10 protein-coding genes and 1 tRNA gene are annotated in these 11,402 nt (G+C 38.3%); 8 read left to right on the forward strand and 3 right to left on the reverse strand.

Translation table 11 applies throughout. The features are described 5' to 3' along the window. Positions 1-126: 126 nt before the first annotated feature. Positions 127-420, forward strand: coding sequence for a GIY-YIG nuclease family protein (locus AACZ30_RS10425; protein ID WP_339649226.1), 294 nt, complete (start codon positions 127-129; stop codon positions 418-420). Between the two features lie 316 nt (positions 421-736). On the opposite strand, the gene rimM is transcribed toward AACZ30_RS10425, so the two are convergent. Then, positions 737-1,264, reverse strand: a complete 528-nt coding sequence (gene rimM, locus AACZ30_RS10430; protein WP_339649227.1) for a ribosome maturation factor RimM — start codon at positions 1,262-1,264, stop codon at positions 737-739. A 14-nt stretch (positions 1,265-1,278) separates the two neighbouring features. Continuing rightward, complete coding sequence (locus tag AACZ30_RS10435; protein WP_075325054.1) at positions 1,279-1,857, reverse strand: 30S ribosomal protein S16; 579 nt, start codon at positions 1,855-1,857, stop codon at positions 1,279-1,281. A gap of 264 nt (positions 1,858-2,121) precedes the next feature. Here AACZ30_RS10435 and AACZ30_RS10440 point away from each other — a divergent pair, with 264 nt between their 5' ends. The 7 genes from AACZ30_RS10440 (at position 2,122) to AACZ30_RS10470 (ending at position 10,982) form a co-directional block, all read left to right on the forward strand. After that, positions 2,122-2,568: a PA2169 family four-helix-bundle protein gene (locus AACZ30_RS10440; protein WP_208223058.1), complete on the forward strand. Its 447-nt coding sequence runs from the start codon at positions 2,122-2,124 to the stop codon at positions 2,566-2,568. A 24-nt stretch (positions 2,569-2,592) separates the two neighbouring features. Next, the gene (locus AACZ30_RS10445; protein WP_208223056.1) at positions 2,593-3,042 is read left to right on the forward strand and encodes a PA2169 family four-helix-bundle protein; all 450 of its coding nucleotides are present in this window, start codon (positions 2,593-2,595) and stop codon (positions 3,040-3,042) included. Positions 3,043-3,277: 235 nt separating this feature from the next. Then, positions 3,278-7,669 (forward strand): DNA polymerase III subunit alpha, encoded by a 4,392-nt coding sequence (gene dnaE / locus AACZ30_RS10450; RefSeq protein ID WP_339649228.1) that lies wholly within the window; start codon positions 3,278-3,280, stop codon positions 7,667-7,669. A gap of 301 nt (positions 7,670-7,970) precedes the next feature. After that, complete coding sequence (trxA, locus tag AACZ30_RS10455; protein ID WP_075325050.1) at positions 7,971-8,288, forward strand: thioredoxin; 318 nt, start codon at positions 7,971-7,973, stop codon at positions 8,286-8,288. 102 nt (positions 8,289-8,390) lie between these two features. Next, positions 8,391-9,323, forward strand: a complete 933-nt coding sequence (locus tag AACZ30_RS10460; protein ID WP_339649229.1) for a DUF58 domain-containing protein — start codon at positions 8,391-8,393, stop codon at positions 9,321-9,323. Between the two features lie 87 nt (positions 9,324-9,410). Then, positions 9,411-9,484, forward strand: a tRNA-Asp gene (locus AACZ30_RS10465). Between the two features lie 241 nt (positions 9,485-9,725). After that, positions 9,726-10,982, forward strand: a complete 1,257-nt coding sequence (locus AACZ30_RS10470) for a site-specific integrase (RefSeq protein ID WP_208223050.1) — start codon at positions 9,726-9,728, stop codon at positions 10,980-10,982. A gap of 89 nt (positions 10,983-11,071) precedes the next feature. Here the strand turns inward: AACZ30_RS10470 and AACZ30_RS10475 are convergent. Further along, the coding region (locus tag AACZ30_RS10475) for a VIT1/CCC1 transporter family protein (RefSeq protein WP_339649231.1) at positions 11,072-11,402 on the reverse strand (331 nt) is incomplete at its 5' end.

Consider the following 11,402-nt stretch of genomic DNA (forward strand, 5'->3'; position numbering starts at 1 on the left):
TCGCAATGACGATTGTAACTTGAAACGTCATTGCGAAGCTGCTTTTTTGCAGCTGAAGCAATCTCATCCTGATTTTTAGTGAATTCCCTTATTACTCTAACCACAGCAGGTTTTTAATTTTATAAAATGAAATATTCCTGGGTATATATTCTAACCAATAAAAACAATACAGTTCTTTATACCGGAGTTACTTCTAACCTTCAAAAAAGGATATTTGAGCACAAGAGTAAAGTGAACAAAGGTTTTGCTGCTAAATATAACTGCGAGAAATTGGTTTATCTTCAGGAGTTTAGTGATGTGAGTCAGGCGATTGAACATGAAAAGAAAATTAAGGCAGGAAACAGGGCAAAAAAGGAAAAACTCATAAATACTCAAAACCCTGATTGGAATGATCTGTCTAAAGATATGATTTTAGGATAAATAACATAAGATTGCCACGCTCCTTCGTTGCTCGCAATGACGGAAAAAACCAAGTTGATTCGTCATTGTGAAGCTGATTTTTTTCAGCTGAAGCAATCTCTTCAAGAGGGAAAATAAGGAATACTCATTTATACAAAGGAATACCACGTCTTAATTCTCTTATCGTCGAATTATTCCTCGCATTGACATTTAAATTGAAAAGAATAAATAGTGATATGAGAAATTTAATAAAGAGATTGCCGCGTCACAATTCTCCTATTGTCAAATTGTTTCTCGCAATGACGACTAAATTATTGCAACTGCCAACTAAAAACTGCTACCCAAGATACAACTCCACCAAACCTTCGGGAGTAGTTAAATAAATAGTATGGTTTTCCTTATCTATTTTATCTATAAACTCATCGTTCATTGGGATAAGGATTTGCTTTTCGCCTTTTTGAATTTCAAAAAGAGCCTGTGCAGTACTGTCGTTTATAGAAGTGATTTTGCCAATATTACCGTGGGTGGCGTCTATTACGTCAAAACCAATAATTTCGTGAAAGTAGAACTGGTCGTCTTCCAGATCTGGAAGCATAGTAAGTGGAAGATAGGTAAGAGCGCCTACAAGGTCTTCGGCATCCTGCTCGGTTTCAATATCTTCAAATTTAACGCGAAGTAAGGTGCTTTTTTGCAGCGAACTTCTTTCAATAAAAAATGGAACCAGGTTCTCATTATATTCAATGAGCACTGATTCCATTTCTAAATACATTTCGGGAACATCGGTGTCTAATTTAATAAGCACCTCGCCCTTAAAGCTAAATTTACCAACGATTTTACCTAAAAAGAAACAGTCGTCTTTAGTCATCGCCAGTTAAGGTTTTAGCCTTTTTTTTCTTCGGTTTTTGCTTCTTCGGCAGTCTCTTGATCAACTTCCTTTTCCACATTAGCCTCAGGTTCACCTTCTTCGGTTACTGCAGCACCTTCGGCTTCAGCAGCAGCTGCCGCTTCGGCTTCTTTTGCTTCAGCTTCACGCTTAGCGTTCACCTCTTTTTCAGCATCAAGAGCTTTCTTTCTAGCTTCTTGTTGTTCTTTGGTTAGGTTGTCTTTCTTAGCAGCAATTTTAGCTTCTTTTTCTTCCAACCAGGCTTCGAATTTCTTCTCAGCTTCTTCTTCAGTTAAAGCGCCTTTTTTAACGCCACCCGCAAGGTGTTTTTTAAGTAAAACTCCTTTGTAAGAAAGTATAGCACGAGCAGTATCTGTTGGCTGCGCACCGTTTTCTAACCATTTTACCGCTCCGTCTACATCTAACTCGATTGTAGCAGGGTTGGTGTTTGGATTGTAGATTCCTAATTTGTCTAAGAATTTACCATCTCTTTTTGAGCGCGCATCTGCGGCTACGATCCAGAAAAAAGGTTTTCCTTTTTTACCGTGTCTTTGTAATCTTAATTTTACTGGCATAAAAATTAATTTGTGGGGTTCCCGACCCCGATTATTAATAAGGCTGCAAAGATACTACATTTTTCTAATTCACAAGGAGTTGGACTTAAAATAAATTTTAGATGCCGGCAGGCTATAAATAACCGAATTTGGGAAGTTTTTAGGTTAAAATAAGCGGCTGTTGTTAAAAGCAGTTAATTAGTGCTAAACCCTGTTAAACAGGTTGTTGCTGTAGATTGGGCGCTTTATCTTTATATCTGAAATTATTAAAAAAGCGAAGTGAAGATGAGATATTCTGAAAAAGTTTCAAAAAAATTGAACGCCTTACTTGAAAAGAATTATGATGCCGAGAAAGGCTATAAATATGCTTCTGAAAATTCTCAAAACCCACAGCTTAAAGCTTTTTTTTCTGAAAGGGCTCAGGAACGATACGATTTTGGCCACGAGCTTAAAACTGAAATCCGTGATTTTGGGGAGAATCCCGAGAAAGGTTCCAGTTTAGCCGGTGATGCCCATCGCACGTGGATGAACCTTAAAACTAATTTTTCAGGAAATAAAGATGAAGCTGCGCTTGAAGAAGCAATAAGAGGCGAGAAGGTAGCTGTAGATGAGTATGAAGAGGTTTTAAAAGATCCCGAAATACCACCAACAACGGCAAATCTATTATTAAAACAAAAGAATGGGATTGTAGCCGCACTCAATAAATTAAAGAGTCTGGAATTAGAAGCCTAATCGTCAATAAAAAATTAATCAACTATGAGAACCAAAGAAGAAATGGGCAATAAGCTCAACGAATTACTTGAGAAGAGTTATGATGCACGAGAAGGCTTTAACGCTGCGTCTAAAAATGCAAAAAACAGGAAGCTTCAGGAGTTTTTTAAACAAAAGTCACAGGAGCGGGAAATCTTTATTAAAGAATTAAGGGAAGAGATTACAGGCTATGGCCAAATACCCAAAGAAGATGGTAGTGCAAAAGGAGATATACACCGCACATGGATGAAGTTAAAATCTTCTGTAGAGAGTGACAATGATGAAGCTATGCTGGAAGAAAGCTTGCGTGGGGAAAAGGCCGCTTTAGAAGATTATAAAGACATAACTAAGGAAAAAGATTTACCGCCAAGTTTAAGTTCTAAACTTAACAGGCAGCAACAAAATATACAAAGCAGCATTAATAACGTAAAAGTGTACGAACAGATGTTTGATTGAAGTAGTAGTTTTTAGTGTTCGTATAGACCTCACAACTTACCGGAAACGGTGCTTGTGAGGTTTTTTTATTTATACAAAATAGGAACTTCTTTTAAGCTAAAAAATATCGTTAATAAATCCTGAAAAATTAACTTGAGGCTGCGCTAAATTATATGTAATTTTAGCCTCGAAGCAGGTGTTTTTTCTTCTGAAATAAACATCTCATATTCAGCTTAATTCCTAATTTTCGCCGTACATGTACCTTATTTTTGATACCGAAACTACCGGTCTTCCCAAACGTTGGGACGCTCCTTTAACTGATTCTGATAACTGGCCAAGATGTATACAAATTGCCTGGCAGTTGCATGATGAAATGGGGAGGCTTGTAGAAAGTCAGGATTACCTGGTAAAGCCCGAAGGTTTCAATATTCCATACGATGCTGAAAAAGTTCACGGAATTTCTACCGAGCTTGCTGCCGAAGAAGGTATTTCCTTAACTGAAATGCTGGAAAAATTCCAGGAAGCTTTAAATAAAACCAAATTTGTAGTAGGGCAAAATGTAGGTTTTGACCTGAATATTATGGGTGCCGAATTCCATAGGGAAGCGATGGAAAATAACCTCCAGGAGTTGCCGGTTTTGGATACCTGTACTGAAGTAACCGCTCAAATGTGTAAAATCCCCGGTGGACGTGGCGGTAAATTTAAATTACCCACCCTAACCGAATTGCACGAATTCTTATTCGATGAACCTTTTGGCGAAGCCCATAACGCTACTGCCGATGTGGAAGCAACTACAAGGTGTTTTTTAGAGTTGGTGCGCCAAAGAGCTTTTACAAAGGAACAGCTTGATGTACCTGCAGATTATTTTGAGAATTTTTCAGAAGCTAATCCGCAGCCTATAGAGCTTATTGGATTAAAACACATTAACCTTAAAAAGGCTTCTGAAGAAATAAGAAAAAGGCTTCAAAAGCAACAACCTACTTCAGAAATTACTACTGAAGAAATTGAAGAAAACCTCGAAAAACTGGATGAGGTTCCGTTCTCGCATTTACATAACCATTCACAGTTTTCGGTTTTACAGTCTACAATTAGTATAAAAGATCTCGTAAATGTTGCTGCCGAAAATAATATGCCTGCGGTAGCGCTTACAGATCATGCAAATATGATGGGCGCTTTTCATTTTGTAAAAGAAATTGGCGATTATAATAAAGCAATTAGAGCAAAAAATGAAGAGGCAATTGCCAATAACGAACCGGCAGAAGCCAGGGAATTAAAAGCTATTGTAGGTTGTGAATTTTTTGTATGTGAAAATCACGCCGATAAATCCCGAAAGGATAATGGCTACCAGGTAGTGATGTTGGCCAAGAACAAAAAAGGCTATCATAACCTGGCCAAAATGTCTTCTAAAGCCTATACCGATGGGTTTTATTATGTACCGCGAATTGATAAGGAAATTATAAAGGAGTACAAAGAAGATATTATTGTGCTTACCGGTAACCTTTACGGGGAAGTGCCGAGTAAGGTTTTAAATGTTGGAGAACACCAGGCTGAAGAAGCTTTGCTTTGGTGGAAAGAAGAATTTGGAGACGATCTTTACATAGAGATCATGCGTCACGACCAGGAAGATGAAAATCGTGTAAATACGGTGCTGGTAGATTTTGCTAAAAAACATGATGTAAAACTGGTGGCGAGTAATAACACCTATTATTGTGCGAAAGAAGATGCCAATGCTCACGATATTTTATTGTGTATAAAAGACGGCGAAAAGCAGGCGACTCCAATAGGCCGTGGTCGTGGTTACCGTTATGGTTTGCCCAACCAGGAATATTATTTTAAGAGTGGCGAAGAGATGAAAAATCTCTTTAAAGACCTGCCTCAGGCCATTAGTAATGTGCAGGAGGTTGTAGATAAGATTGAGCCTTTTGAGCTGGCTCGTGATGTATTATTACCTGCCTTTACCATCCCTGAAGAATTTTTAGTAGAAGAAGATAAAAACGATGGTGGTAAACGAGGGGAGAATGCTTACCTGAAACATATCACTTTTGTTGGTGCTAAAGAGCGCTACGGGGAACTCACTCCCGATATTGAAGACCGGCTTAATTTTGAGCTTTCGGTTATTGAAAATACCGGGTATCCTGGGTATTTCCTTATTGTGGAAGATTTTATTCGCGAAGCCCGGAATCTTGATGTTTCGGTAGGACCTGGGCGTGGGTCAGCGGCGGGAAGTGCCGTTGCCTATTGTTTGGGAATTACCAATATAGATCCTATTAAATACGACTTGCTTTTTGAGCGTTTCCTGAATCCCGATCGTGTGAGTATGCCCGATATTGATATTGACTTTGATGATGAAGGTCGAAGCCGGGTTATGGATTATGTAATTCAAAAATACGGGGCTAACCAAGTTGCGCAGATTATTACCTACGGAACTATGGCGGCCAAATCTTCCATTCGGGATACCGCCAGGGTGCTGGATCTTCCGTTGGGCGATGCCGATAGAATTTCGAAATTGATCCCTACCATGTCCAAGCTCGGGAAGATCTTTGGAATGGACGAGAAAGAGCTCAAAAAGAAATTCAGGAGTGAAGATTTAGAAAAAGTAAATGAACTTTTAAATATTGCTGAAGGAGACGACCTGGAAGCACAAACGGTAAACCAGGCGAGAATTCTTGAAGGCTCGGTTAGAAATACCGGGATTCACGCTTGTGGGGTAATTATTACTCCCGGAGATATTACCAATTATGTACCGGTTTCGGTAGCAAAGGATTCCGATCTTTATGTTACTCAGTTTGATAACTCGGTTGTAGAAAGCGCCGGACTACTAAAAATGGACTTTCTGGGGTTGAAAACACTAACCCTGATTAAAGACACGGTTCAAATTGTAAAAGGCAGGCATAATATAGATTTGGTGCCCGATGAATTTCCGTTAGATGATGAAGAAACTTACAAGCTTTTCCAGCGTGGGGAAACGGTAGGGATTTTTCAATATGAATCGCCGGGGATGCAGAAGCATATGAAAGATCTTAAACCAACGGTTTTTGATGATCTTATTGCTATGAACGCATTGTACCGCCCCGGACCAATGGAATATATCCCGAGTTTTATTGCACGTAAGCACGGCGATGAGGAGATTGCCTACGATTTACCTGAAATGGAAGAATATCTGCAGGAAACTTACGGAATTACGGTTTACCAGGAGCAGGTGATGTTACTTTCACAGAAGCTGGCCGGCTTTAGTAAAGGTGAAGCCGATGTTTTGCGTAAGGCGATGGGTAAAAAGATCTTCGCTTTACTGGAACAATTAAAACCAAAATTTTTAGATGGCGGAGAGTCTAAAGGTCATCCAAGAGATGTTTTAGAGAAGATTTGGAAAGACTGGGAAGCTTTTGCTGCCTATGCTTTTAACAAATCCCACTCTACCTGTTATGCCTGGATTGCCTACCAAACCGCCTATTTAAAAGCGCATTATCCTGCGGAATATATGGCTGCGGTGCTTTCTAATAATATGAACGACATTAAGCAGGTTACTTTCTTTATGGAAGAATGTAAGAGAATGAAGCTTGATGTACTGGGTCCAGATGTAAATGAATCTTTTTATAAGTTTTCGGTAAATAAAGATTATGCGGTTCGTTTTGGAATGGGCGCCATAAAAGGTGTGGGTTCCGGCGCGGTTGCTACTATTGTGGAAAACCGAAAAACAGAAGCCGGGCCGTATAAATCTATTTTTGATATGGCGAAACGTATTGATTTGCGTTCGGCTAATAAAAAAGCTTTTGAAAACCTGGCCTTAGCGGGTGGTTTCGACAGCTTCGGCGATACACACCGCGCGCAATATTTTCACGATGATGGCGACGGAATTACCTTTCTGGAAAAAGTGATTAAATACGCAGCAAAATTCCAGGAAAATGAGAATTCCTCACAAGTGAGTCTGTTTGGGGAAGCCAGTGAAGTCCAAATTCCGGAACCTGTGGTGCCGCCTTGTGAAGAGTGGGGCACTATGGAAAAACTGAGAAGAGAACGGGAGGTGGTAGGAATCTACATTTCGGGTCACCCACTGGACGATTTTAGGTATGAGATGGATTATTTCTGTAACTCCAAGTTGGGAGAATTCAATGATCTGGAAAGATGCGTAAACCGAGACCTTACGTTTGGTGGGGTGATAAGCGATGTGCAGCATCGGGTTTCAAAAATGGGTAAAGGCTGGGCGATGTTTAGTGTAGAAGATTATACCGATACTTATGAGTTTAGGATGTTTGGTGAGGAATATTTAAAATTCAGGCACTTTCTGGTTCCAAATTCATTTGTGCATATCAAGATCTTTGTAAAAGAAGGCTGGACCAATAAAGAAACCGGTAAAAAGGGAGAACCAAGAATTCAGTTTAACAACATTTATTTGTTACACGATGTGATGGATCAATTTGCGAAAAAACTCACAATTCAATTGGATATTGCGGATCTCCATGAGGAAAAAATCAACTGGTTTAAAGATGTTTTTAGAACCCATAGAGGTGACCATAAACTGAATTTTGTGGTGTATGAAATGAAAGAACAGGTAAAATTACATATGCCAAGTAAGAAACAAAAAGTGAAAATTTCGCAAGAGCTTTTACATACTTTGGAAGATGAACAGGTGATGTATAAGTTGAATTGATTTCAGTATTCAGTAAGCAGTTGCAGTATGCAGTAATATGTTTTTTAAGGCCACGAATGCACGAATATTTATTTTTCACTGCTCACTGCCAACTGGAAACTGATTTTTCCGGTTAGGGATTGAAGCAAGCTACCGTGTAGCGCTGAAAGCCCGACCCCGCGCTACGAGCGCGGGGAAACCGCCAAATAAACGAGTTGAATAAGCGTATAATTAAATACAATATCGCTTGTGTAAGGAAAGCAAAAATATTTGACTAATTTTACACTTTAATGATAATAACAGAAATTAAAAATAGATAATTATGGCTATTGAAATAACTGATGCGAATTTTGAAGAGCAGGTACTAAAAAGTGACAAACCTGTAATGGTAGACTTTTGGGCTGCATGGTGTGGACCTTGTAGAATGGTAGGACCAATTATTGAGGAAATTAGTACTGAATATGACGGGAAAGCTGTTGTAGGAAAACTAGATGTTGATGCTAACCAGGAGTTTGCTGCGAAATACGGAGTGAGAAATATTCCAACTGTGCTTATTTTTCAAAATGGAGAAGTAGTAGGCCGCCAGGTAGGTGTTGCACCAAAAAATACTTACGCTGAGGCTTTAGACGAATTGCTATAATTTTTAGCATTTTATATAATTTGAAAACCCGGTCTTGTACCGGGTTTTTTATTGCCGGCTTTTTAGTTTTAAAACACCAGCTTTTATTTATCTTAGTACGGAATGGATTTAAAGGAAGAAATATATAGTTCGGCGGCGGGGTTTACCCAGTTAGAACTTTTGGCGAAACAGGTGGTAGAAGGTTATATTTCGGGAATTCATAAGAGTCCGTTTCACGGGTTTTCTGCAGAATTTGCCGAGCATAAGATTTACAATAACGGCGAAAGTACCAAGCATATAGATTGGAAGCTTTTTGCTAAAACCGATAAGCTCTACACAAAACGCTACGAAGAGGAAACCAATTTGCGCTGTCATTTTATTATGGATAATTCGGCTTCGATGCATTATCCTGAAGTGAAGAAATTTTCGGTAAACTCTCTTAATAAGGTTGGTTTTTCGGTATTATCTATAGCCAGTATAATGCAGATTTTAAAGCGGCAGCGCGATGCGGTAGGCCTTAGCATATATAGCGATGAATTTGAGTTTTACGCGCCTGAAAAAGGCAGTGATCGGCACCAGCATATGTTGCTGGACGCGTTAAATAAAAGCCTGGAGAAGAAAACAACTCATAAAGCAACTAAAACTTACACTTTTCTGCATCAAATTGCTGAAAAGTTAAAACGCCGTTCCCTGGTGTTTCTGTTTACCGATATGTTCCAGGCCGATACCGAAGAAGCAGCACTTTTTGAAGCTTTACGGCATTTAAAATATAACAGGCATGAGGTGGTGCTATTTCACGTGATGGATAAAAAGCGGGAATTAGATTTTGACTTTGAGAATATTCCGAAACGATTTACCGACGTGGAAACCGGAGCCGAAATAGATCTTTATTCTGAAAATATTCGAGAAAGTTACCAAAAGGCGGTACAAAAATATGTTGCTGACCTGAAATTGGAATGCGCTAAATACAAGATTAATTATGTAGAAGCAGATATTAATAAAAACTTCGATAAAATTTTGACAACCTATTTTGTTGAAAGACAAAAGTTTGCCTAATGGTATAAAAATAATGCTGAAAAAACTTTAAAAAAAGGTTTGTGTAATAATAAAACAGATGTATATTTGCACTCGCAATAAAGCAACGGTCTGGTAGTTCAGTTGGTTAGAATACCTGCCTGTCACGCAGGGGGTCGCGAGTTCGAGTCTCGTCCAGACCGCTTTTAAAGTACCAAAATATCCTAAAAAGCCTCAAAATCAATGATTTAGAGGCTTTTTTTATTCCCAAACCTTTCAAAATATCACAAAAAATGCTAAGTGATTGGTGCTGAATTCGGGGCATATTTTTTTATGAAAATATATGCACCTTGAAACTCCTAATGACCTGTTAATAAAATAGTTGCGACGTTTTTTTAACACTTAAATTTTATACCTTGAGGTGCATATTTAAAACAAGCACCGATGATCAACTCACTATTTATTACTTTTTATCCGAAAAAAACGACTTCCAATCAAAACACGAAAGCCGTTATTTACGCACGTCTTACATATAACAGTAAGCGCACAGATTTTACAACATCAAGAAAAATTGATGCAGGTAAATGGAATAGCCATACGAATAGCACCCGTGGGAATTCGACGGAGGCAAAAGCATTAAAAAGATACCTTGACGATATGCGAGCTTCCTTATATGATATTCACGATCGCCTTTTAAGAGAGGGGAAAAGAGTTTCTGCGAAGATTATAAAGGATATCTATATGGGCAAGGAGGAGAAGCAGTATATGCTGGTTGAAATTTTTCAGGATCATAATGATGATATGGAAAAACTAATCGGAAAAGGATATACCAAAGGAACTTTGCAAAGATATAATGCCTGTAAAAAGCATATTGAAGATTACATTAAGTATCGTTATAAAGTAAAAGACATACCCGTAGAAGATGTGGACCACCAATTTATTGTTGGGTTTAATCATTATTTAAAATCGGAAAAAGACTGTGCTCACAATACGGCCCAAAAGTATATCGTAAATTTTAAAAAGATCATCCGTATCGCTTATGCGAATCAATGGATAGAAAAAGATCCCTTTTTCCATTGGAAAGGGAGTTGGAAACCTTCCGAACGAAAATTTCTTACGGATATTGAAGTTCAGAATTTGGTGGAACAGTATTTTGAAATTCCGCGCCTGGATCGAATGAGGGATATTTTCGTCTTTTGCTGCTATACCGGTCTATCATTCTCTGATGTAGAAAAATTGAGCGCAAATGATATCGTTTTGGATTCAAAAGGTAAGCAATGGATAAAAACCAAAAGACAAAAAACCAAATCACTAAGCAGTGTACCTTTGCTTGATATTCCAAAAGCAATACTTGAGAAATATGCAGACCATCCCAAGGTAAAAATGGGGAAAGTAGTTTTGCCGGTTTATTCCAATCAAAAATATAATGCTTATTTGAAGGAAATAGCCAGCGTTTGCGGTATTAAAAAGAACCTTACCACACATTTAGCCCGTCATACATTTGCCACGACCGTAACACTATCTAAAGGTGTTCCTATAGAGTCTGTAAGCAAGATGTTAGGACATAGGTCTCTTAAGACCACACAGATTTATGCCAAAGTTTTAGATGAGAAGGTAGAAAAAGATATGGAAAAGTTGCAGGAGCAACTTAGAAAGGAGCAAGAAAAGAAGAAAAATAAAGAGAAGCCAGGTGAGGAATGAATTTTAATACAATGATCGAGCAATCTTTAATTTTTTGAAATAAGCAATATAGGGATAATATTTTATTCTAACCGGATTAAATAGAGCTCCTATAAAAACATCTTTTCCAGTACATCTCCTACGTAATAGGCAAGAAAAGCTGCAATTCCGCCTAATAATAAGGTTTCGAGAATTCCTATAATTACATTTTTTTCGGTTACCAAACTTTTTAGTGCTCCTACAATTGAAAGTGCAACTGCGGTAAGAATACATGAATAAATAAAAAGTTGAGAATTTATGTTGGAGGTATCATCACTCATAAATACATAAGAAAGTAGAGGAACGGCTCCCACTACTATAAAACTCACTTTGAGAAGGAAAACGCGCAAACTCCTACTATGGTGGTGAGTAGTTTGCAGAGGGGAAATAAAACTTATTTTT

This window comes from uncultured Salegentibacter sp., from assembly GCF_963972535.1.
GTDB lineage: Bacteria > Bacteroidota > Bacteroidia > Flavobacteriales > Flavobacteriaceae > Salegentibacter.

Excerpts from the sequence above, each read along its gene's own strand:
- AACZ30_RS10445 (WP_208223056.1), top strand. The coding sequence starts at position 2,593 with ATGAGAACCAAAGAAGAAATGGGCAATAAGCTCAACGAATTACTTGAG.
- dnaE (WP_339649228.1), top strand. The coding sequence starts at position 3,278 with ATGTACCTTATTTTTGATACCGAAACTACCGGTCTTCCCAAACGTTGG.
- rimM (WP_339649227.1), bottom strand. The coding sequence starts at position 1,264 with ATGACTAAAGACGACTGTTTCTTTTTAGGTAAAATCGTTGGTAAATTT.
- AACZ30_RS10460 (WP_339649229.1), top strand. The coding sequence starts at position 8,391 with ATGGATTTAAAGGAAGAAATATATAGTTCGGCGGCGGGGTTTACCCAG.
- AACZ30_RS10425 (WP_339649226.1), top strand. The coding sequence starts at position 127 with ATGAAATATTCCTGGGTATATATTCTAACCAATAAAAACAATACAGTT.
- trxA (WP_075325050.1), top strand. The coding sequence starts at position 7,971 with ATGGCTATTGAAATAACTGATGCGAATTTTGAAGAGCAGGTACTAAAA.
- AACZ30_RS10440 (WP_208223058.1), top strand. The coding sequence starts at position 2,122 with ATGAGATATTCTGAAAAAGTTTCAAAAAAATTGAACGCCTTACTTGAA.
- AACZ30_RS10435 (WP_075325054.1), bottom strand. The coding sequence starts at position 1,857 with ATGCCAGTAAAATTAAGATTACAAAGACACGGTAAAAAAGGAAAACCT.
- AACZ30_RS10470 (WP_208223050.1), top strand. The coding sequence starts at position 9,726 with ATGATCAACTCACTATTTATTACTTTTTATCCGAAAAAAACGACTTCC.